Origin of the sequence: Pseudomonas mohnii, assembly GCF_900105115.1 — a bacterium.
GTDB classification, from domain to species: domain Bacteria; phylum Pseudomonadota; class Gammaproteobacteria; order Pseudomonadales; family Pseudomonadaceae; genus Aquipseudomonas; species Aquipseudomonas mohnii.
The window spans coordinates 4,499,299-4,519,256 of record NZ_FNRV01000001.1 but is presented as its reverse complement, the minus strand read 5'-3'; the positions used below and the strand labels follow the sequence as shown (position 1 = coordinate 4,519,256).

At 59.0% G+C, this 19,958-nt stretch carries 21 protein-coding genes; 10 read left to right on the top strand and 11 right to left on the bottom strand.

Features of this window, described 5'->3' with window-relative positions; all coding sequences use genetic code 11:
- Positions 1–125 precede the first annotated feature (125 nt).
- Entirely contained in the window at positions 126–1,544 is a 1,419-nt protein-coding gene (locus BLV61_RS21015) for an aminotransferase-like domain-containing protein (RefSeq protein ID WP_090467237.1), read from the top strand.
- A 329-nt stretch (positions 1,545–1,873) separates the two neighbouring features.
- Positions 1,874–2,152: a DUF3077 domain-containing protein gene (locus tag BLV61_RS21010; protein ID WP_047537945.1), complete on the top strand. Its 279-nt coding sequence runs from the start codon at positions 1,874–1,876 to the stop codon at positions 2,150–2,152.
- Positions 2,153–2,251: 99 nt separating this feature from the next.
- On the opposite strand, the gene BLV61_RS21005 is transcribed toward BLV61_RS21010, so the two are convergent.
- From BLV61_RS21005 to hmpA, 9 genes are all read right to left on the bottom strand, one after another.
- A complete protein-coding gene (locus tag BLV61_RS21005; protein ID WP_090467235.1) occupies positions 2,252–2,704 on the bottom strand; it encodes a hypothetical protein in 453 nt (150 codons plus the stop codon).
- A complete protein-coding gene (locus tag BLV61_RS21000) occupies positions 2,688–3,326 on the bottom strand; it encodes a DUF6036 family nucleotidyltransferase (RefSeq protein ID WP_208604213.1) in 639 nt (212 codons plus the stop codon). Before BLV61_RS21000 ends, BLV61_RS21005 begins: the two co-directional genes overlap by 17 nt.
- 231 nt (positions 3,327–3,557) lie before the next feature.
- Positions 3,558–4,445, bottom strand: a complete 888-nt coding sequence (cyoE, locus tag BLV61_RS20995) for a heme o synthase (protein WP_047537940.1) — start codon at positions 4,443–4,445, stop codon at positions 3,558–3,560.
- Between the two features lie 11 nt (positions 4,446–4,456).
- Positions 4,457–4,798 (bottom strand): cytochrome o ubiquinol oxidase subunit IV, encoded by a 342-nt coding sequence (cyoD, locus tag BLV61_RS20990; protein WP_047537937.1) that lies wholly within the window; start codon positions 4,796–4,798, stop codon positions 4,457–4,459.
- Positions 4,799–5,422, bottom strand: coding sequence for a cytochrome o ubiquinol oxidase subunit III (locus BLV61_RS20985; RefSeq protein WP_047537935.1), 624 nt, complete (start codon positions 5,420–5,422; stop codon positions 4,799–4,801).
- 3 nt (positions 5,423–5,425) lie between these two features.
- Positions 5,426–7,456 (bottom strand): cytochrome o ubiquinol oxidase subunit I, encoded by a 2,031-nt coding sequence (gene cyoB / locus BLV61_RS20980; protein ID WP_047537932.1) that lies wholly within the window; start codon positions 7,454–7,456, stop codon positions 5,426–5,428.
- Between the two features lie 3 nt (positions 7,457–7,459).
- Positions 7,460–8,395 carry a ubiquinol oxidase subunit II gene (cyoA, locus tag BLV61_RS20975; RefSeq protein ID WP_090467233.1) on the bottom strand — a complete coding sequence of 312 codons (936 nt, stop codon included), beginning with the start codon at positions 8,393–8,395 and terminating at the stop codon, positions 7,460–7,462.
- A gap of 819 nt (positions 8,396–9,214) precedes the next feature.
- Complete coding sequence (locus BLV61_RS20965) at positions 9,215–9,724, bottom strand: disulfide bond formation protein B (protein ID WP_090467231.1); 510 nt, start codon at positions 9,722–9,724, stop codon at positions 9,215–9,217.
- A gap of 270 nt (positions 9,725–9,994) precedes the next feature.
- A complete protein-coding gene (gene hmpA, locus BLV61_RS20960) occupies positions 9,995–11,176 on the bottom strand; it encodes an NO-inducible flavohemoprotein (protein WP_047537922.1) in 1,182 nt (393 codons plus the stop codon).
- A gap of 156 nt (positions 11,177–11,332) precedes the next feature.
- Here hmpA and norR point away from each other — a divergent pair, with 156 nt between their 5' ends.
- From norR to BLV61_RS20935, 5 genes are all read left to right on the top strand, one after another.
- Entirely contained in the window at positions 11,333–12,883 is a 1,551-nt protein-coding gene (gene norR, locus BLV61_RS20955) for a nitric oxide reductase transcriptional regulator NorR (RefSeq protein WP_047537919.1), read from the top strand.
- Positions 12,884–13,157: 274 nt separating this feature from the next.
- The gene (locus tag BLV61_RS20950) at positions 13,158–14,060 is read left to right on the top strand and encodes a chemotaxis protein CheV (RefSeq protein ID WP_047537916.1); all 903 of its coding nucleotides are present in this window, start codon (positions 13,158–13,160) and stop codon (positions 14,058–14,060) included.
- Between the two features lie 27 nt (positions 14,061–14,087).
- Positions 14,088–14,546, top strand: a complete 459-nt coding sequence (locus BLV61_RS20945; RefSeq protein WP_090467229.1) for a GNAT family N-acetyltransferase — start codon at positions 14,088–14,090, stop codon at positions 14,544–14,546.
- Between the two features lie 58 nt (positions 14,547–14,604).
- Complete coding sequence (locus BLV61_RS20940; protein ID WP_090467227.1) at positions 14,605–14,931, top strand: hypothetical protein; 327 nt, start codon at positions 14,605–14,607, stop codon at positions 14,929–14,931.
- 78 nt (positions 14,932–15,009) lie between these two features.
- A complete protein-coding gene (locus BLV61_RS20935) occupies positions 15,010–15,759 on the top strand; it encodes a YkgJ family cysteine cluster protein (RefSeq protein ID WP_047537906.1) in 750 nt (249 codons plus the stop codon).
- A gap of 113 nt (positions 15,760–15,872) precedes the next feature.
- Here the strand turns inward: BLV61_RS20935 and BLV61_RS20930 are convergent, their stop codons facing one another.
- Positions 15,873–16,130, bottom strand: a complete 258-nt coding sequence (locus BLV61_RS20930) for a hypothetical protein (protein WP_047537903.1) — start codon at positions 16,128–16,130, stop codon at positions 15,873–15,875.
- A 200-nt stretch (positions 16,131–16,330) separates the two neighbouring features.
- Between BLV61_RS20930 and BLV61_RS20925 the strand changes: the two genes are divergently transcribed.
- Positions 16,331–17,305, top strand: coding sequence for a 2-hydroxyacid dehydrogenase (locus BLV61_RS20925; protein WP_090467225.1), 975 nt, complete (start codon positions 16,331–16,333; stop codon positions 17,303–17,305).
- Between the two features lie 166 nt (positions 17,306–17,471).
- The gene (locus BLV61_RS20920; RefSeq protein WP_047537897.1) at positions 17,472–17,981 is read left to right on the top strand and encodes a DUF2165 domain-containing protein; all 510 of its coding nucleotides are present in this window, start codon (positions 17,472–17,474) and stop codon (positions 17,979–17,981) included.
- Between the two features lie 25 nt (positions 17,982–18,006).
- Here BLV61_RS20920 and BLV61_RS20915 read toward each other — a convergent pair whose 3' ends face one another.
- Positions 18,007–18,909, bottom strand: coding sequence for a DMT family transporter (locus BLV61_RS20915; protein WP_090467222.1), 903 nt, complete (start codon positions 18,907–18,909; stop codon positions 18,007–18,009).
- Positions 18,910–19,047: 138 nt separating this feature from the next.
- Between BLV61_RS20915 and BLV61_RS20910 the strand changes: the two genes are divergently transcribed.
- Entirely contained in the window at positions 19,048–19,923 is an 876-nt protein-coding gene (locus BLV61_RS20910) for an AraC family transcriptional regulator (RefSeq protein WP_090467220.1), read from the top strand.
- Positions 19,924–19,958: the final 35 nt, after the last annotated feature.

The window sequence follows — 19,958 nt, the reverse complement described above, 5'->3', positions numbered from 1 at the left end:
AAACGACTGGCAGCAGGTCGATAATCCGAAAACTTTCCAAAGTGATAGTAAAAAGAGATGCCTGTCTTGATCAGAGCAAGTTCGTATAGAATCAAACGAACTTTACTGCCGGAGAGACCAGTAAAATGCAGGCTCAGCGAGCAGTGATCGCCGCTATCGAGTTCCAGCCAGGTGTGCCGCTGGTCCAGCAGATCGTCGATCAACTCACGGTGGCGATCAGCCAGGGCGGCCTCCCCCACGGCTCAAGGCTGCCGCCGATTCGCGAACTCTCCGACTTGATGCACGTGGGCAAGTCCACGGTGGTCGACGCCCTGGACCGCTTGCGGGCCAAGGGCCTGGTGGTTTCCCGCCAGGGTTCGGGGCATTACGTGCACCGCTCCAGCACTACGCTGCCAGCCAACGCCGGGCCAGACCTGCTCCCGCAAGACACCCTCAGCGTCGTCCGCCGCGCCGTGCTGCTGGACAATGGTGCGCTGCGCCCAGGGGCCGGTTTTCTGCCGTCCTCGTGGTTGCCTGCCGAAGAATTGCTCAAAGCCGTGCGCGGAACGCTTCGCGCGACCACCTTGCGCATGGGCGAATACGGCAACGCCAGCGGTTACCTGCCTCTGCGCCAGGCCTTGCGGGTCAAGATGTCGACCTTGGGCATCGACGCGCCGGTGCAGCAGATCATCACCACCGCCAACACCGTACAAGCCATCGACATGCTGATGCGCCTGCTGGTCAAACCCGGCGACACGGTGCTGCTCGACGACCCGTGTTACTTCACGATGCACACCAATCTGGCCTGGCATGGCGCCAAGGTCATCACCATCCGCCGCGGGTGCGACGGCATGGACCTGGACGCGTTCGAGCAATTGCTGATCACCCATCGTCCCGTGCTCTACATGACCAACAATGCCCTGCACAACCCGACCGGGCACTCGTTCACCTCGGCGCAGGTTTACCGCTTGGTGGAGCTGAGCCATCGCTACAACTTCCACATCCTCGAAGACGATTTGTACTGCGACATGCAGCAACGTCGAACGCCGCGCCTGGCCGCGAGCGGGCTGGACAATGTCTCTTACGTCTCCGGGTTTTCCAAAACCCTGACCGCCAATAGCCGCGTCAGCTTCGCCGTGCTGTCACCGCAACTGGCGGCGCGGATGGTGACGTTGAAAATGGCCTGCGGTGGCATGACCTCGGAAATGGCCGAGCAGATTATCTGCACCATGCTCAGCGACGGCAGCTACGCCAAACACATGCGCCGCACGGTGGACCGGCTCTATGAGTCGAACAGCCGGGTGGCGGCGTGGCTGGGCGAAGCCGGGTGTTCGGTGTCATCGCTACCAGGGGAAGGGTTGTACATCTGGACCCGATTGCCAGAAGGATTCAAAGCCGAATGCCTGGCCAGAAAGGGTCTGGAAATCGACCTGGTACTGGCACCGGGAACCTTGCTCAGCAAATCGCAGGATGCCAATCAGTTTCTGCGATTCAACGTGGCGCACAGTGATCACGTGCAGGTGCGGGAGCGGTTTTTCCGGTTGCTGGACAGGCCGCAAAAATAACTGACTGTCTTCGATCCTGTGGGAGCGGGCTTGCCCGCGAAGAGGCCGTCACATCCAGCATCAATGTCGCCAGACACACCGCCATCGCGGGCAAGCCCGCTCCCACAGGGGTTTCGCTGTGCAATGAGATCCCCGGCCAGCAGATCGCCACGATTGCCGACCTCATCCTGAGTGACTAGCTTTGCCCGTCGCTGCCAATTCAGCGACCGGGCCTGAGAACTCGAATTCGATATGGGCACATTCGGTGTTTTCCTTATGCATGCCAGCTATCCGTTCCAAATTTATGCTTTTGCACCCAACACCTCCCAACCAGCAGGAGGTGAAGCCCAATGACCATTCCACAAGACCTCAAAACCATCGGCCTCACACCCTTCTCCTACCACGCCAACGCCCCCTTGTTCCGCATCAACGCCGGTGTCCCGGTCATTTCTGCCCTGACCCACGCCTCCGACCTGCTCCACCTCGCCAAACTCCTCGCCTCAGACGCCACCATGGTCCGCGACTCCGACCGACACGCCTGGGCCTCGCACTTCTTGCAGGACATGAGCAAGGCCATCATCGATGACGTGGTGAAGGTGCTCGATGCACCGTGCAACAACCGCGCATAAATGAAAAAGCCCCGCGATTCTTTTGAATGGGGGGCTTTTAAGCCGCTAAACGTCGTCATTACAGGACGAGCGATGCAGCCGCTTTGATGCAAGCTGGGCTCAGGAAAACATCGCGCGCTGCTCAGCTTCGTAATGCCGGGTTTGAAAAGGCATGAGGATTTGGGCTTTCAGGCCAAGACCCTCACTCAATCCCCAAGAGACAGCGAGCTCATCACGACGTCGACGCAGTGGTGTGACGGTTCTTGGGGTCACGGGTTGTCCGCAAGTCCAATGTGCAACAAGTTCGAGGGCATTGAGGGTTTCTGACACGCGGAGATCGGATACACACGTAAAGCGAGTGAATCGCTCGAGCAGATACCCGGCACGCCGAACCTCAACCTCGTCAGTGTGACAACTCAAAAAAGCGACTAACTCGCCCTCCAGATCTGAGTTGGAATACCAGACAGCCTTGGCGGCACTCACGAGCGCGGCGTCGTCAGCTTGATTCAAAGGTCTTTTTACCAGCGTGTCCAAAGCGGATGTGAGGACTTGGCCATCAAGGGGCTTCGTCATCAGTGCTCTCCAGGTAATCGTGCAGAATATTCGTAAGAACGGAGATGGGTGGTTCCTTATTGCCAACATATACATCAATCGCCTGTAACGCCAGCCGGCGGAATTCGCGGGTCAATATGAAACCAGCCCTGAGAAGTGCCTTGATATCACCGATGTCCTGATCGGTCGCTCTGCCCAGCTTGGAGATGGCAATGTCAACAGGCGCTGCGATATGCACGTGGAGCGGGGACTCGACCGTAAACTCTGCAATCGGAAGGCTCCGCTCCCAATAGTCTTCGTGGATTGGGCCAAAACTGGTGTTGTACTGAAGGTCGTAGTTCAGTTCCATCAATCGACCGGATCGCTCATCAACAAACTGCTCGGGTATCTCTGCCAGCATGGTTTGCAAGTGCAAACCTTCGGGAACATGAGCCTCATAAATCTCGGCATCCACGTCGGTGGAAACGCGATGATGGGTATACAGGTGAACAGCGCAGCCACCGAACAGGATAATTTTGACGGCTCCTGGTCCTGCTTTCACAAGCTCTAATTCCGCTTCGACGGATTTGAACATCGAAATCAAAGCCTGCCCCAACGCAGTATCCGTATTAACGCAGGGGGTGATTACCTCTGGCAGTTCCATCGTAGATCCTCTGGGATGCTTGTAATAACGGCATCCCGAGGCTAGACAGACGACTTCCGACCCTCAACCTGAAAACTCCGTGGGAAAATTCAGGTAAATCCTTAAGTTTTTTCGCCTGCCAAATCGCCCCATCCAAGCGAGCCTGCTCGCAATAGCGACACCGGAAAAGCACCCAACAAAAAGCCCCGCTCTTCTCTCGAAGGCGGGGCTTTTCAATCCAGCATCTAAACCTTACGGTGCGTACGTCAGCAACAGCTCGGTCGGCACTTTGAAGTCCAGGGACATCATCACGCTCAACGCGGTAATGGTGAAGATCGAGAACACGAACAGCTTGCGTGCCCAGACCGTGTCATCCACTGCCTTGTAGCCGGTCCAGGCCATGTACAGCCAGTACATGCCCATGGCCGCGGCGACGGCGAGGTAGCTCATGCCGGCGTAACCGCTGAAGGTCAACATCAAGGTCGCCACGAGGAAGGCCAGGATGTAGATCAGGATGTGCTTCTTGGCCACTTCGATTCCGCGCTTCACAGGCAGCACCGGGATGGAGGCGGCCAGGTAATCGTTGAAGCGGAAGATCGCGATGGCGTAGGAATGCGGCATCTGCCACAGGCTGAACATCACCAGCAGGGTCAGCGCGGCCATGTCGAAGGTGTTGCTCACAGCGACGTAACCGATCACCGGCGGCATGGCGCCCGACAGGCTGCCCACGAGCGTGCCGTGAACCGACTTGCGCTTGAGGTACAGGCTGTAGAAGCCGACGTAGATGACGAAACCGATCACCGCAAACAGCGCGGCCAACGGGTTGGCCACCTTGTACAACAGCGCAACGCCGGCGACGCCCAGGACGGTCGCGTAGACCAGCGCCAGTTTCAGGGAGATCAAGCCCTGGACCAGCACCCGGTTCTTGGTGCGTTCCATCTTCAGGTCGATGTCGCGGTCGATGCAGTTGTTGAACACGCAACCGGAGGCGACCACCAGGGACGTGCCGATCATGGCGGCCAGGAAAATGGCCAGATCGACATGCCCTTTGGAGGCCAGGAAAAATCCGCCTGCCACAGAAAGCACGTTACCGAAAATGATCCCCGGTTTGGTGATTTGGATAAAGTGCTTAAAGGACATCCGGACTTACCTCACTTCGCCATCATGAACGTGTGGATGCTGAACATGATCCACAGCGACAGGCCAACCAGCAGGACGATCACGATCGCGGCGAAAACAAACGCAATCACGTTGTTACGCTGCGCGGCCGAACGGTCCAGGTGCAGGAAGTACACCAGGTGCACCAGCACCTGGATGATCGCGAACGCCAGTACGATCCACAGGGTGATCGACTTCGGCAGCGACGGGTACATCACCAGGCCGAATGGAATCGCGGTCAGGATCACCGACAGGACGAAGCCAATGACGTAGGACTTGACGCTGCCGTGACCGGCGTCGTCGTGACCATTGTGAGAATGAGCTGCGTTAGCCATTTACATAGTCCCCATCAGATAAACAACTGTGAATACGCAGATCCACACCACGTCCAGGAAGTGCCAGAACAGGCTCAGGCAGCTCAGGCGAGTCTTGTTGGTCGCCGTCAGGCCGTGCTTGTTGACCTGGTACATCATGATCGCCATCCAGATCAGACCGCTGGTCACGTGCAGACCGTGGGTGCCGACCAGGGTGAAGAACCCGGACAGGAAACCGGAACGGCTAGGGCCGTAGCCCTCGGAGATCAACATGTGGAACTCGTTGATCTCCATGCCGATGAAGCCGGCACCGAACAGGAAGGTCATGGCCAGCCAGCCCAGGACCTGCTTCTTGTTGCCACGGAAGAACGCCAGCATGGCGAAGCCGTAGGTGATCGAACTGAACAGCAGCAGAGCGGTTTCGCCCAGTACGTAAGGCAGTTCGAAGATGTCGTGGCCCGACGGGCCACCGGCTACGTTATTTACCAGAACCGCGTACACCGCGAAGATCGACGCAAACAGAATGCAGTCGGTCATCAGGTAGAGCCAGAAACCGTATACGGTCATCTCGCCCGAGTCGTGGTGGTGGTCATCGTGCCCATGGTCACCATGGGCGTGTCCAACATTGGTCACTAAATTCGACATGGTTTAAGCCTGTTCCAACGAGGTTTCAACACGGGTGGCCGTGGCCGGGATTTTCCCTGCCGCTACCAGACGCTTGTGCTGCTCGGCTTCGATGCGCTCGATCACGTCGACCGGCACCATATAGCCTTGATCATCACGGGCCGCGTGGATCGCGAAGTAGATCACGGTGCCAGCGAAGCTGGCGATGGCCAGCCACCAGATGTGCCAGATCATGGCGAAGCCGAACACGGTCAACAGAGCGCCCATGACCACACCGGTGGCGGTGTTGTTTGGCATGTGGATCGGTTCGTACTTGGCCGGAGCCTTGTACGCGGTACCGTTTTCCTTGGCTTCGGTGAACGGGTCGATGCAGTCAGCCTTAGGCAGCACAGCGAAGTTGTAGAACGGAGGTGGCGAGGAGGTCGACCATTCCAGAGTGTGGCCATTCCACGGGTCACCGTGCTCGCACTTGTTCTCTGGCTTGTTGCGGTCACGCACACTGACGTACAGCTGGATCAGTTGGCAGGCGATACCGAACGCGATCATCACCGCACCGAACATGGCGACGTACAGGTACGGCACCCACTCAGGGTTGGTGGTGGCGTTCAGACGACGGGTCATGCCCATGAAGCCCAGCGCGTAGAGCGGCATGAACGCGACGAAGAAGCCGCTGATCCAGAACCAGAACGCTGCCTTGCCCCAACCTTCGTGCAGCTTGAAGCCGAACGCTTTCGGGAAGTAGAAGCCGAAACCAGCGATGTAACCGAATACCGCACCACCGATGATCACGTTGTGGAAGTGCGCGATCACGAACAGGCTGTTGTGCAGAACGAAGTCAGCACCCGGGATGGCCAGCAGTACACCGGTCATGCCGCCGATGGCGAAGGTCACCATGAAGCCCAGGGTCCACAGCACCTGGCTGGTGAAGCGCAGACGGCCCTGGTAGATGGTGAACAGCCAGTTGAACAGTTTCACACCCGTCGGGATGGAAATCAGCATCGTCGCCAGACCGAAGAAGGCGTTGACGCTGGCCCCGGAGCCCATGGTGAAGAAGTGGTGCAGCCAAACCATGAAGCCCAGTACCGAGATCGCGCCCGAGGCGTAGATCATCGAGTGGTGGCCGAACAGTTTCTTGCCGGTGAAGGCGGAGATGACTTCCGAGAAAATGCCGAATGCCGGCAGGATCAGGATGTACACCTCAGGGTGACCCCAGGCCCAGAACAGGTTGACGTACATCATCGGATTGCCACCAAGTTCATTGGTGAAAATGTGGAAATCCATGTAACGGTCAAGCGTCAGCAGTGCCAGGGTAGCGGTCAGGATCGGGAACGAAGCCACGATCAGGACGTTGGCCCAGGTGCAGGTCCAGGTGAAGATCGGCATGTCCATCAGTTTCATGCCAGGGGTACGCATTTTCAGCACGGTGGCCAGGAAGTTGACCCCCGTCAGCGTCGTACCCAGGCCCGATAGCTGTAGCGCCCAGATGTAGTAATCCATCCCCACGCCAGGGCTGTATTGCAGGCCCGACAGCGGCGGATAGGCAACCCAACCGGTCTTGGCGAATTCGCCGACGCCCAGGGACAGGTTGATCAGCACAACGCCGGACACCAGCAGCCAGAAGCTCAGGGAGTTCAGGAACGGGAAGGCAACGTCACGCGCGCCGATCTGCAGCGGCACTGCAAGGTTCATCAGGCCGGTGAAGAATGGCATCGCCATGAAGATGATCATGATCACACCGTGAGCGGTGAAGATCTGGTCATAGTGTTCAGGTGGCAGGTAGCCAGGCGAACCCTCGGTGGCCATGGCCAACTGGGTACGCATCATGATGGCGTCGGCAAAGCCACGCAGCAGCATGACCATGGCGACGATGATGTACATCACGCCGATTTTCTTGTGGTCGACCGACGTCAGCCACTCGGTCCACAGGTAGGTCCACTTCTTGAAGTAGGTGATTGCAGCGAACAGTGCCAGACCACCCAGCGCAATCATGGCGATGGTCACCATCACGATCGGCTCGTGGAACGGGACCGCTTCCCAACTTAATTTACCAAACATCGTTTACTCCTCTGCCCCGGCAGCTGAATGCGAGTTCATGTCCGTAGCGGCGACTTCTTTCTCTTTCTTCTCGTGGTTCAGTTTCGGACCTGGTTTCATGCCTTCGTACTTGTCGACGATGGTCTGGAACAGGTTCGGCGTGACCGAGGAGTAGAGCTCGACTGGGTTGTTCTGGCTTGGCTTGGAAAGGGCAGCGTATTCAGCTTGTTCAAGCTGTTTAGGTGCCTTCTTGACTTCGCTGACCCAGGCGTCGAAATCTTCCTGTGTCGTGGCGATTGCCTTGAATTTCATACCGGTGAAACCGGCACCGCTGTAGTTGGCCGAGATGCCTTCCATTTCAGCGTTGCGGTCGGCGATCAGGTGCAGCTTGGTCTGCATGCCCGCCATCGCGTAGATCTGGCCGCCCAGGCCCGGGATGAAGAACGAGTTCATCACAGCGTCGGAGGTGATCCGGAAGTTAACTGGCGTGTGCGCCGGGAACACGATCTTGTTGACCGTGGCAATGCCTTGTTCCGGGTAGATGAACAGCCACTTCCAGTCCAGCGCGACCACTTCGATGGTCACCGGCTTCACGTCGGATTGAATCGGACGGTATGGATCCAGCTCGTGGGTCGTCTTGTAGGTGATGTAACCCAGGGCAAGGATGATCAGAATCGGAACAGTCCACACCGCGATCTCGATCTTGGTGGAGTGGTTCCATTTCGGCGTGTAAGTGGCGTTAGTGTTGGACGCGCGATATTTCCAGGCGAACAGGAACGTCATCACGATGACCGGGACCACGACCAACAGCATCAGCAGCGTTGCGGTGATGATCAGGTTTCGCTGCTCCAGGCCAACCTGGCCCGTGGGATTGAGCAAGGTCATGTTGCAGCCTCCCAGCAACAACGTGCCGAGCAGCGGCACTAGGCCTAGTAATCTGGGGTACCTGTTTTTACTCATCTCACGACCTCTAAAGCTGCTTGCGCAATGCAGTTGGGTTTTGATCGCCAACACTTCACCCTGCCAAGGGTTGGCATTTTTCTTGGATTGAATAAGGGCTGGCCCGTCGTGCGTCAGACGCGTTTCGACAAATCCTGGGCTAGCGTTGAGTTCTTATTCGAATTCGTGGTCAAAGGCCTTGTTACAGACCAATTCCATTTGGTGCGGATAATTGGAGGCACCGACACCAGGGGGTCGCATGAAGCCACCCGGCCTCTCGACACCCGGTTTCTGCTCATGCTCCTGAGTCAGGGCGAGCGGAGTCGGGAATTCAGTGCGGGCGATTGTAGATATGTAGCGTTTTATAAACCATGTCTCATCCCGAAATAATTTTTATCCAAACCGGCAACAATACTGACCGGTTTTCGTAAAAGTGGCGCATTTTATCGAAATTAATTCTCAACAAAAACACCAAAAATTGTAGGCCTACCACCCGCGATTCAGACAGTATCCGGGCAGCTCCAGGCGCCACCGACCTGCCCCAAACCCCGATATGACAAGGGCTCTGGCAAATTGCCAGAGCCTGTTAAAACTGCCTGCTCCAGCCGGATCCGGGCAAAATGGCCACCCCGAAAAGCAGGCCAATTTCCTTGCGTAACGGCGTACCAATCCGCCGTCCCGGGCGCCGCTGCGACACCCCTGATGTGACAACATGTCGCACACGTGTCACACCCTTCATTGCCACGCATCACGCTCTTTTCACCGAGCCGCTGAAACGCATTCCTCAAGACAAAAAAAGCCCCGGTCCTCTCATCGAGGACCGGGGCTTTTTCAGGTTCCTCAGCGCAGGGCTTTGCGGTTTCGCAGCGTGAGCAGCGGCACCAGCACGACGACCAGCACGAAGGCCACCAGCGCCCATTGCGCCAGGGACAACCCGAGGATCGGCGGGTATGGCGTAGAGCAGAAGCCATCCACCTGGAAACCCAGCGGGAAGATCTTCGCCAACGGCAAACCGTCCACGATCGGTTGCAGCACATCGATGCCGCAACTCACCGCCGGATAAAACTGCGTGTAGACGTGATGCCCGGCCACCCCGACGCCTGCCAGCGCGCAGATCACCACCAGGGTTTCAAATAGCGTGATGCTGCGACGGGTACGCATCGCGGCGCCGATGAAGGCGAACAGCGCGATCAACAGCAAGGCATAACGTTGCAGGATGCACAGCGGGCAAGGGGCCTCGCCCAGTACGATTTGCATGTACAGCGCGCCGCCGATCAACGCCAGGCAGATAATGCCCAGCAACACCAGAAAGCGCCGCTCACGGCCCAACCGCATTGTTTCCTCGCTCATCGCGTTTCCCTTCAAGGTATCGATTGCCCGCCAGTCTACACGCCTGGTGCGTGTCGGGGGATGTCGGGGGAATAGACGATAAGCGGGTTAAGAAGGGATTAACTTTCGGTCTTTTTTCCATTCGGGACCGAGGTGCAGCCATCGCGGGCAAGCCGCGCTCCCACAGGGTTCCTGTCGATCCCAAGAAGCGCGAACGACATCAAACGTGTGGGAGCGCGGCTTGCCCGCGATGAACGCGACGCGGTGAGGCTGGATCACCGCGCCTGGGACTTACTCCAGCGCCGCAGCCGGCCCGAAGAACTCATAACGGCTTTGTTTCTCCGGCACGCCCAGGGCCTTGAGGTGCCGTTTGATGGCCACCATGAAGCCTTTAGGGCCCAGGAAGTAAGCGTCCACATCGCGCTCTGCCGGCAGCCATTCGCCCAGTTGCTCCTGGCTCAACAACCCGACCTTGTGTGCCGCCGCGCTGACGCCGTCATCTTCGTCGTAGCAATAGAAGCGCTTGAGTTGCGGGTGACGCTCCGCCAGACCGTCGATCCAGTCGCGGAAGGCGTGAACGCTGCCATTGCGGGCGCAGTGGATGAAGTGCACTGGCCGTTCGGTTTCCAGCGCCGCTTCGAGCATCGCCAGGGTCGGGGTGATGCCGACGCCGCCGCTGATCAGCACCAGGGGTTTTTCGCTGGCGGTCAGGGTGAACTCGCCCGATGGCGGGAACAACTGGATGCTCGACCCGACGTGCAATTGATCGTGCAGATGGTTGGAGGCACGACCGCCGGTTTCCCGCTTGACGCTGATGCGGTACTGGCCTTTGTTCGCCAGGGCCGACAGTGAATAGTTACGACGAATCTCTTCGCCATCGAGGATCAGTTTCATGCCGATGTACTGGCCTGGCTCTGCTGCCAGAATCGGGCCTTTATCTGCAGGTTCGAAGTAGAACGAGGTGATTTCCGCGCTTTCTTCGACTTTGGCCGCCACGATGAATTCCCGCGCCCCGCGCCAGCCGCCCGGTGCCTGCTCCTTCTGATCGTAGATGCTGGTTTCGGCACCGATCAGGATGTCCGCGAGTTGACCGTAAGCCGCGCCCCAAGCCGCGATCACTTCCGGCGTCGCGATTTCTTCGCCCAGGACTTCGGCGATTGCGCGCAACAGGCAGGTACCGACAATCGGGTAGTGCTCCGGCAGAATTTGCAGGGCCACGTGCTTGTTGATGATCTTGGCCACCAGGTCGCCCAACTGGTCGAGTTGGTCGATATGGCGCGCATACATCAGTACGCCATTAGCCAGGGCGCGCGGCTGGTCACCGCTGGCCTGGTGAGCCTGGTTGAACAGCGGGCGCACTTGCGGATACTCGGAGAGCATCATGCGGTAGAAGTGGGTGATCAAGGCTTCGCCGCCGCTTTCCAGCAACGGTACGGTGGATTTGACGATGGCACGGTCTTGGGCGCTAAGCATAAAGTGACTCCAGGGCAACGAGGTTTTCTCAACGTTTGCCCTGTACTTATCAGTTTCCATGCCAATATTTATATTGTTAAAAATCAATAACTTATAGACAAGATAGTCATATCGACACAGCTTGCCTTATAGTCACACTGACTACATGGAGTCACTATGACTGCAAAATCCCTGCTAACCGCCCTGCTGCCACTGGTCTCGGACCTGTCCCGCGAACTGCCCGAAGGCGAGCGCTATCGGCGCTTGCTGGAAGCCATGCGCGCCCTGCTCCCTTGCGATGCGGCCGCCCTGCTGCGCCTCGACGGCGAATGGCTGGTGCCGCTGGCCGTCGATGGCTTGAGTACCGACACCCTCGGCCGCCGCTTCAAAGTCAGTGAACACCCGCGCTTCGAAGCCTTGCTCAGCAGTTCCGGGCCGACCCGCTTCGCCGCCGACAGCGACCTGCCCGACCCATATGACGGCCTGGTCGAGGGGCTGGATGATCATCTGGAAGTCCATGACTGCATGGGCTGTCCGCTGTTTATCGATGAGCGTCCGTGGGGGCTGCTGACCCTCGACGCCCTCGATCCGGAACAGTTTCAACCGATCGAACTCGATTCGCTGGAAGCCTTCGCCAGCCTCGCCGCCGCTACGGTCAATGCCGCCGAACGCATCGAGCGCCTGAACAATCGCGTCGAGGACGAACACCAGCGCGCCGAGGTGTACCGTCAGGCCAGCGGTCAGCAGAGCCGTGAAATGATCGGCCAGAGCAAGGCGCACAAGCGCCTGGTGGAAGAAATCAACCTGGTGGGCGGCAGCGACCTGACCGTGCTGATCACCGGAGAAACCGGGGTCGGCAAGGAACTGGTAGCCCAGGCCATTCACGCCGCTTCGACCCGGGCCGACAAACCGATCATCAGCCTCAATTGCGCCGCACTGCCGGACACACTGGTGGAGAGTGAACTGTTTGGCCACGTGCGCGGCGCCTTTACCGGGGCGATGAATGATCGGCGCGGCAAGTTTGAACTGGCCAATGGCGGCACGTTGTTTCTCGATGAAGTCGGCGAGCTGTCCCTGACCGTACAGGCCAAATTGCTGCGAGTGCTGCAAAGCGGTCAATTGCAGCGACTGGGTTCGGATACCGAGCATCAGGTCGACGTGCGGCTGATCGCGGCGACCAACCGCGACCTGGCCGAAGAAGTGCGCAGCGGCCGTTATCGCGCCGACTTCTATCACCGCCTCAGCGTTTACCCACTATTAGTACCGGCACTGCGTGATCGCGGGCGGGATGTGCTGCTGCTCAGCGGCTACTTCCTGGAGCAAAACCGCTCGCGCATGGGACTCAACAGCCTGCGCCTGAGCACCGATGCCCAGGCTGCCCTGCTGGCTTACGACTGGCCGGGCAATGTGCGGGAGCTGGAACACTTGATCGGCCGCAGCGCCCTGAAAGCCTTGGGTAACTGCAAGGAACGGCCAAAGATTCTCAGCTTGAGCGCGGCGGACCTGGACCTGCCCAATGCCAATGCGCAAGCACCCTCCGAGCAACCGGCCCCCGCCGCCATGGCTTTGCTCACGGGGGATTTGCGCGAAGCCACTGAAAACTATCAGCGCCAGTTGATCGGCGCGTGCCTGGAGCGGCATCACAACAACTGGGCGAGTGCGGCGCGTGAGCTGGGCCTGGATCGGGCGAATCTTGGGCGGATGGCCAAGAGGCTCGGCATGAAGTGACGCCGAACTTGTGCCCGAATCACACACCTGTGGCGAGAGAGCTTGCCCCGTTCGGCCGCAAAGCGGTCGTAAATCCTGACGATTCGGATTGGCGGGTAAAAAGCTGGGGCCGCTTCGCGACCCAACGGGGCAAGCCCCCTCGCCACAGGAGTCGTGCTAAAACCAATGGATGGGTATTGGCCCTAAAGCCTGCCCCCAACAAGTCGATAACCCGGCATCGAAGTTATTGGCGATCCTCGCGATAGCCCATCACCTTTTTCCCAAGAAGGTACATATGTCTTCCATCAAAGCCCGTGCAGATTCACTGTCGCTTCTGCTGTTTACCTTGCGCAGCGGCAAGTTGATGGCAATCAACCTGCTCAAAGTCAGTGAAATCATCCCCTGCCCGCCGCTGACCAAGCTGCCGGAGTCGCACCCCCACGTCAAAGGCATTGCCACGCTGCGTGGTGCGTCGCTGTCAGTGATCGACCTGAGCCGCGCCATCGGCGAACGTCCGCTGGAAGACCCGAATGGCGGCTGCCTGATCGTCACCGACGTCAGCCGCTCCAAGCAGGGCCTGCACGTCCAGGCGGTGAGCAAGATCGTTCACTGCCTGACCACCGATATCCGTCCGCCGCCCTTCGGCTCCGGCGGGGTGCGCTCGTACATCACCGGCGTGACCTCGGTCGATGGCACCCTGGTGCAGGTACTGGACATCGAAAAAGTCATCCACGGCATCGCCCCGGCGCAGATCGAAACGGCACCGACCGAACTGAGCATGGAAGACGCCGAGCTGTTGGGCAACGCACGGATTCTGGTGGTCGATGACAGTCAGGTGGCCCTGCAGCAATCAGTGCACACGTTGCGCAATCTTGGCCTGCAATGCCATACGGCGCGCAGCGCCAAGGAAGCCATCGACTGCCTGCTGGATTTACAAGGCACCGCCCAGCAGATCAATCTGATTGTCTCGGACATCGAAATGTCCGAAATGGACGGCTACGCCTTCACCCGAACCCTGCGCGAAACGCCGGATTTTGCGCACCTCTATGTGCTGCTGCATACCTCGCTGGACAGCGCGATGAACAGTGAAAAGGCTCGTCAGGCCGGTGCCAACGCGGTGCTGACCAAGTTCTCCTCGCCCGAACTGACCCAGTGCCTGATCACGGCAGCCAAGGCTGTGGCTGAACAGGGTCATTGAGTCTTGGCCGAGGACTTTTGCTTGTTGATGCGGCGCAACCTCGCCGAGGCTGTGCCGGCCATCCCTTGGCCAGGCGATCTTCAATTGACCCGCTACCGCCCTGAACTTGCCGACACCGCCCATCAGTTAATGACACTGGGTTACCGCGAGGGCGGTGGGTGCGTACCGGCGCTGGAGTGCTGGCAACGGCAATTTGAAACCGACCCCGAATACGATCCCGACCTGTGTTTCATTGCCCTGGATGCCGAAGGTGTGGTTGCCGTGTGCCAGTGCTGGACCAGCGCCTACATCAAAGACCTGGTGGTGCATCCACGGGCTCAACGGCGAGGTCTGGGCCGCGCTTTGCTGCTGCACGCGTTCAAGGTATTCCAGCAACGCCGCGAAGGTTTTGTGGACTTGAAGGTGCTGGAAGACAACCTGCGCGCGCAGCGGTTGTATGAAAGCGTCGGGATGTATGTGGTTCGCCGGGAACCGGTTCCAGCCTGACGAACACCCTCCTTCAGGCATAATCCGGTCCTTCGCCCTCCAAAAGGATTTCCGGACCATGAAAGCCGCCACCCTGACCTTACTCTGCCTCACCGCCCTCGCCACCCAGGTCCAGGCTTCCAGTCCCGTCGCGTGGGCCGCTTACGACAAAACCGTCCTGGCCAGCTGCACCAAGGCCAGTGGCTTGAAGAATGCCAACCCCGTGGGCAATGCCGCCCAGTTCGACGACCGCGTCGGCTACACCGCGCTCCTGCTGCAAGGTCAGTACCCGCAAAAACACATGAAAGGCGCGCAAGGCACCGAGCTGTGTCTCTACAACAAAAAAAGCAAAACCGCGTATGTCACCGAATGGGACTCGATTTACCCCGCCGTCAAGGCACAGTGAATGGCGCATAACTTGCTTCGGCAGCAGACTTCACGGTGACATCCTGTCGCCTCTTCCCTCGACGCGACTGAGCGCTCAATGAATACGACGTTTTCCTGCGTAGGCTGTGGCAAATGCTGCAACGATCACCATGTGCCCCTGACCCTGCCCGAAGCCCGGATGTGGGCGGCCGATGGCGGGCAGGTGATCGTGCTGGTGGAGGCGTTCCTGGGCAACGGCCTGGGCCTGCCGGCGCAGCAACGCGACCACGCTGAGCGCCGCTCGGCAGTGGTTCACAGCGGCGAATCCGCGGCGTACGTCGCCATCACCTTTGCTGCCTACAACGTCGGCCCCTGCCGGAATCTTGACGAGGACAACCTCTGCCGCATCTACGAGCGCCGGCCATTGGTGTGCCGCATTTATCCGATGGAAATCAATCCGCACATCGCACTCAACCCGGCCATCAAGGAGTGCCCGTCCGAGTCATGGGAAAAAGGGCCGGACCTGATCGTTGGCGGTGAGTTGGTGGACCGCGAGCTCCGGGTACTGATTGAGCGTTCCCGCCAGGCGGATCGCGATGATATTCAGATGAAGGATGCGATTTGCGCGCTATTGGGGATTCGCACGACGGCGCTGAAGGGGGATGGATTTACCGCTTATCTGCCGGACATGAACGAGTTTGCCTCGATCCTCGACGACTTGGCCGGGCAGACGTTGCCGCAGTGGGACAGCGAATGGCTGTTCCATGTGTCCGGTGAAGATATCGCCAGGCAGGTCACGGATGCCGGTGGGCAAGTGGCAACGCAGGCGCCGGCGAACTACTCGTTTATTTCGTTGCGGGTGGCTTGAGTCTAAAAAATGTGTCGCCTGTGAGGGCGTCATTGCAAGCAAGCTCGCTCCCACAGGGGAATGCATTCCAATTGCGGGAGCAAAGGCCGGCCTGACACCGCAAAGCCTGGAACCTAGCGCTTGCCCATCGAACGCCGGGTCCCTGGCGGCGCCATGCCCGGCGTCTTGGTGTGGCCGTTCTTGGCGCCGTTCTTGTACCACGGCTGGCTGGCGTTCTTGGCGCCGGCCAATTCTCCTGGCTTGAACGGGAACTTGAACGCCGGGATGGCGGCTTTGGTTTCGCTGTCGGCGCTGGAGTCGACGCTGTCTGGCAGCTCTGCCTGCTCGTCGCTCAAGGTGTCGGCGACCGGCGGTTGTTTCGGGGAAGTCATGAAAGCTCCGGGTGATGCGTAAAGTGTCGGGCCCGGTCAGCGAGCCACGAAAGGCGGCAGTATAGCGGAACGGCAGCTACAAGCTTCAAGCGGTGAGCCTCAAGTTAAAAAGCGATGGGTACGGCTTTTAGGCTTGCAGCTTGCCACTTGATACTTGTAGCTTGCTAAGCATTCTCCTCCGCCTTGACGAGCCCCGCCCCATGAAAAAGACCGTCCTCGCCTTCAGCCGCGTCACGCCTGAAATGGTCGAACGCCTGCAACAAGACTTCGACGTCATCGTGCCGAATCCGAAAAATGGCGACATCAACGCCCAGTTCAATGAAGCCCTGCCCCATGCCCATGGCCTGATCGGCGTCGGCCGCAAACTCGGTCGCGCCCAACTGGAGAACGCCGCGAAACTGGAGGTGGTGTCCAGCGTGTCGGTGGGCTACGACAACTATGATGTCGCGTACCTCAGTGAGCGCGGGATCATGCTCACCAACACCCCGGACGTGCTCACGGAAAGCACCGCTGATCTGGCGTTCGCCCTGCTGATGAGCAGTGCCCGGCGCGTGGCGGAACTCGACGCCTGGACCAAGGCCGGCCAATGGCAGGCGAGCGTCGGCACGGCGTTGTTCGGTTGCGACGTGCATGGCAAGACCCTGGGTATCGTCGGCATGGGCAACATCGGCGCGGCCATCGCTCGCCGTGGGCGCTTCGGTTTCAACATGCCGATCCTCTACAGCGGTAACAGCCGCAAGACCGCGCTGGAACAAGAGCTCGGCGCACAGATGCGCAGCCTGGATGAACTGTTGGCCGAAGCCGATTTCGTCTGCCTGGTGGTACCACTCAGCGAGAAAACCAAACACCTGATCAGCCATCGCGAACTGGCGCTGATGAAGCCGAGCGCGATTCTGGTGAACATCGCTCGCGGCCCGGTGGTCGACGAACCGGCACTGATCGAAGCCTTGCAGAACAACCGGATTCGCGGCGCCGGGCTGGACGTGTACGAAAAGGAGCCGCTGGCCGAGTCGCCACTGTTTCAGCTGAAAAACGCCGTGACGCTTCCGCACATTGGCTCGGCGACCCACGAAACCCGCGAAGCCATGGCCAATCGTGCCGTGGCCAACCTGCGCAGCGCCTTGTTGGGTGAGCGACCGCAAGATCTGGTCAACCCGCAAGTCTGGAAAGGCTGATTAAAAACGGGCAGGCGTTACAGTCGCCTGCCCGTTCACACTAATGCCCGGAGATTCAACTTACCGATACATATCCTGCAATTCAGTTCACGGCCAATTAAATAATCCGCCGTATAAACTCCAGACTAAAAAACACCCGATATTTTAGTTATGGAGCACATACACCTTGAGCCAAATCACGACCAACCAGGTTATAAAATTCAGTAAAGCCACACTGATGTTATTCGTCAGTTTCTTCGGCTTGCTGGTGATGTACAGCAACATTACCGATTACGCCACCAACTATGAGTACCTGTCGCATATCCTGAGCATGGACACCACCCATGCGAGTTTCAGGTACAGCGAACGAGCGATTGCCTCGCCCATTCTCCAGCATCGGATTTACTGGCTGATCATTACCCTTGAAGTCATGTACACGACCTTCTGCATCATGGGCACGTACTATCTGTACAAGAACATCAACTCCAGCAGCAAGAAATTCCACGAAGCGAAGAAGTTCGCCATTATCGGCTTATTGATTGCACTCTTTCTTTATTACCTCTGTTTCCAAGTCATTGGTGCCGAGTGGTTCAATATGGACCAATCGCAACACTGGAACTACAAAGACTGGGCCCAGCATATTGTCGACTTCATGTTGCCATCGCTGCTGTACGTGGCGATCAGGATCGAGCGTTGAAAACACACTCGACCCTGACAAGGCTTCAAGCCAGCTTGCCATTGCCTTGAACCATCGGCGCCTTGGGCTTGCGGAACACCAGTACGTTGCCCAGCATCACCAGCACCAGCCCCATCAGGGCCGGCAAGGTCCATTGATACCCCTCGGCGAACGCAGACACGTTCAGCGCCACCACCGGGAACAACACGGTGCAATACGCGGCGCGCTCCGGCCCCATACGCCCGACCAGTGTCAAGTAAGCCGTGAAACCAATCACCGAACCCGGAATGACCAGGTACAACAGCGAACCGATGTAGCGGGCGCTCCACTCCACATCGAATGGAATGCCCTTGACCAGGCACCACACCGACAGCATCGCCGCGCCATAGGCCATGCCCCAGGCGTTGGTGGTCAGCGGCTTGAGCCCGGCCTTCTGTTGCAGGCTCGACAGCATGTTGCCCGCCGAGAAACACAGGGTGCCGCACAGCGCCAGACCCAGGCCGAGCAGGGTTTGCGGGCTGGCGGTATGGCCGACCAGTCCCGGCCAGAACAGCAGGCCCAGGCCGCACAAGCCCAGCGCGCCGCCCATCAGCACGTTGCGGGCAATTTTCTGGCCGAAGAACACCCGTGCATTGAGGGCGTTCCACAGTGTCGCGGTGGAAAACACCACGGCGACCAGACCGCTCGGAATCCACTGGCTGGCCGTCAGGAAGCACATGAAGTTGACGCAGAACAGGCACAGCCCTTGCGCCAGGCAAATCAAATGCCCACGACGGTTCATCACCTGTAACCGCCGACTGAGCAGCAACATTACAAACAGCACCAGTGCGGCGAGGCCGAAGCGATAAACGATCGACACGGGAATCGCCACGACACCCAACTGCCATTTCAAGGCAATCCAGGTGGTGCCCCAGATCAGCACGGTCAACAAATACAACGAAAGGTTCATGACAAAGGCTCCTCGATAGGTGCCCAGTGTCCTGCGTCGCACCATGGCGCACTTGCATAAACTTGCGCTTTTGTCGCGCCACTGGCTGGCAGGCGCACGCCTACGGAGTAGGATGCAAGGCGTTGGAGAGAACTGATCATGCCCGCACTGGAAACCCTGCAAGTCTTTCAAGCCCTCAACCGCTCGCCCAATGCTCGCCTCGAGCACAGCGCCGAGCTCGGTGACGGCATGGCGGCAGCCTTGTGGAGCAACCATCACGACGCCCAGGATTACGAAGCGCCGAGCCACCACACTTTGTCCTGCTACATCGCGGGCGGCACCGGCACTTTTCGCCGCGATCAGCCCGGCACCAAGGGTGGACCGGACAAGCTGTGCATCCTGCCGGCCGATCATCAGTCAGGCTGGGTGATCAACGGCGACATTCGTCTGGCCCACCTCTATTTCAGCCCGGAACAATTCGCCCTCGGCTGCGTCACGCTGCTGGACCGCGAGCCCCGTGAAGTGCAGTTGCGCGAAGGCACGTTCCTCGACGACCCGCTGCAAGCGCGGCGCTTTAGGCAGATGATCGGCCTCAATTGGGATGAACCCGGCGAACGCCTGCTCACCAGCAGCCTGGCCCACGAAATGCTCAGCCATGCCTTGCTCAGTCAGGTCGGCCTGCGCGACGGATTACGACTCAAGGGCGGGTTGGCGGCGCATCAGCGGCGACAGTTGGTGGAATACATCGACAGCCAGTTGGGCGAAGCCATCAGCCTGGGACAACTGGCAGCGCTGTGCGCGCTGTCGGAATACCACTTTGCGCGGATGTTCCGCGAAAGCTTCGGCCTGCCGCCGCATCAGTACGTGCTGGCACGGCGACTGGGCCGGGCGCGGGAGTTGTTGCGCTCGACATCGCAGCCGCTGGGGGACATCGCGCTGGCCTGCGGATTTGCCAGTGCCAGTCACTTCACCAACCGGTTTCGCCAGGTCTCGGGGGGGACGCCGGGCGAATATCGGCAGGCGTTTTTGCGCTAGGTTCGGGATATCAAGCCGCTGTCAGACCGCCATCG

Excerpts from the sequence above, each read along its gene's own strand:
- BLV61_RS21015 (WP_090467237.1), top strand. The coding sequence starts at position 126 with ATGCAGGCTCAGCGAGCAGTGATCGCCGCTATCGAGTTCCAGCCAGGT.
- BLV61_RS21010 (WP_047537945.1), top strand. The coding sequence starts at position 1,874 with ATGACCATTCCACAAGACCTCAAAACCATCGGCCTCACACCCTTCTCC.
- BLV61_RS21005 (WP_090467235.1), bottom strand. The coding sequence starts at position 2,704 with ATGACGAAGCCCCTTGATGGCCAAGTCCTCACATCCGCTTTGGACACG.
- BLV61_RS21000 (WP_208604213.1), bottom strand. The coding sequence starts at position 3,326 with ATGGAACTGCCAGAGGTAATCACCCCCTGCGTTAATACGGATACTGCG.
- cyoE (WP_047537940.1), bottom strand. The coding sequence starts at position 4,445 with ATGTCCTTTAAGCACTTTATCCAAATCACCAAACCGGGGATCATTTTC.
- cyoD (WP_047537937.1), bottom strand. The coding sequence starts at position 4,798 with ATGGCTAACGCAGCTCATTCTCACAATGGTCACGACGACGCCGGTCAC.
- BLV61_RS20985 (WP_047537935.1), bottom strand. The coding sequence starts at position 5,422 with ATGTCGAATTTAGTGACCAATGTTGGACACGCCCATGGTGACCATGGG.
- cyoB (WP_047537932.1), bottom strand. The coding sequence starts at position 7,456 with ATGTTTGGTAAATTAAGTTGGGAAGCGGTCCCGTTCCACGAGCCGATC.
- cyoA (WP_090467233.1), bottom strand. The coding sequence starts at position 8,395 with ATGAGTAAAAACAGGTACCCCAGATTACTAGGCCTAGTGCCGCTGCTC.
- BLV61_RS20965 (WP_090467231.1), bottom strand. The coding sequence starts at position 9,724 with ATGAGCGAGGAAACAATGCGGTTGGGCCGTGAGCGGCGCTTTCTGGTG.
- hmpA (WP_047537922.1), bottom strand. The coding sequence starts at position 11,176 with ATGCTTAGCGCCCAAGACCGTGCCATCGTCAAATCCACCGTACCGTTG.
- norR (WP_047537919.1), top strand. The coding sequence starts at position 11,333 with ATGACTGCAAAATCCCTGCTAACCGCCCTGCTGCCACTGGTCTCGGAC.
- BLV61_RS20950 (WP_047537916.1), top strand. The coding sequence starts at position 13,158 with ATGTCTTCCATCAAAGCCCGTGCAGATTCACTGTCGCTTCTGCTGTTT.
- BLV61_RS20945 (WP_090467229.1), top strand. The coding sequence starts at position 14,088 with ATGCGGCGCAACCTCGCCGAGGCTGTGCCGGCCATCCCTTGGCCAGGC.
- BLV61_RS20940 (WP_090467227.1), top strand. The coding sequence starts at position 14,605 with ATGAAAGCCGCCACCCTGACCTTACTCTGCCTCACCGCCCTCGCCACC.
- BLV61_RS20935 (WP_047537906.1), top strand. The coding sequence starts at position 15,010 with ATGAATACGACGTTTTCCTGCGTAGGCTGTGGCAAATGCTGCAACGAT.
- BLV61_RS20930 (WP_047537903.1), bottom strand. The coding sequence starts at position 16,130 with ATGACTTCCCCGAAACAACCGCCGGTCGCCGACACCTTGAGCGACGAG.
- BLV61_RS20925 (WP_090467225.1), top strand. The coding sequence starts at position 16,331 with ATGAAAAAGACCGTCCTCGCCTTCAGCCGCGTCACGCCTGAAATGGTC.
- BLV61_RS20915 (WP_090467222.1), bottom strand. The coding sequence starts at position 18,909 with ATGAACCTTTCGTTGTATTTGTTGACCGTGCTGATCTGGGGCACCACC.
- BLV61_RS20910 (WP_090467220.1), top strand. The coding sequence starts at position 19,048 with ATGCCCGCACTGGAAACCCTGCAAGTCTTTCAAGCCCTCAACCGCTCG.